Origin of the sequence: Cellulomonas bogoriensis 69B4 = DSM 16987 (assembly GCF_000767165.1) — a bacterium.
In the GTDB taxonomy this organism is placed as follows: Bacteria; Actinomycetota; Actinomycetes; order Actinomycetales; family Cellulomonadaceae; genus Actinotalea; species Actinotalea bogoriensis.
This window is the reverse complement of the sequence record NZ_AXCZ01000424.1, coordinates 1-612: the sequence shown is the minus strand read 5'-3', so window position 1 is coordinate 612 and position 612 is coordinate 1. Positions and strand designations below refer to the sequence as shown.

The 612-nt window shown below is 71.6% G+C and carries 1 protein-coding gene; it reads left to right on the top strand.

The window, feature by feature from the left end:
- On the top strand, positions 1-465 hold a 465-nt coding region (locus N869_RS15810; protein WP_035063300.1), incomplete at its 5' end, for a malic enzyme-like NAD(P)-binding protein.
- Between the last annotated feature and the right edge of the window lie 147 nt (positions 466-612).

Genomic DNA, 612 nt, shown 5'->3' with positions numbered 1-612 from the left:
TGGACCGCCGAGCACACCAACCCGACCGGTGTCAGCGGCACCCTCGCCGAGGCCCTGGTCGGGGCGGACGTGTTCATCGGGCTGTCCGCCCCGGACATCCTCACCGCCGACGACGTGGCCCGCATGGCACCGGACTCGATCGTCTTCGCCATGGCCAACCCCCGGCCCGAGGTCGATCCCGACGACGCCGCCCGGCACGCGGCGGTCGTGGGCACCGGCAGGTCGGACTTCGCGAACCAGATCAACAACGTGCTCGCCTTCCCCGGGGTGTTCCGGGGCCTGCTGGACGCCCGCTCCCACGAGATCACCCCGCGCATGCTGCTCGCCGCGGCCTACGCGCTCGCGTCGGTCATCAGCCCCGAGGAGCTCAACCCGACGTACATCATCCCCAGCGTCTTCAACCCCGAGGCCACCACAGCCGTCGCCGCCGCCGTCGAGGAGGCCGCCCGCGCCGACCACCCCTGACCGGGCCGACACGCCCCCACGGGCACCGCCGAGATCGTGACTTTCTCTCGAGAACGTGCCTTCAAAGTCACGTTCTCGGCCGAGAAGCACGATCTCGACGGTGTAGGTCGGGGCTTGGGGCGGGGTGGGGGTGGGGCTCGTGGCGGG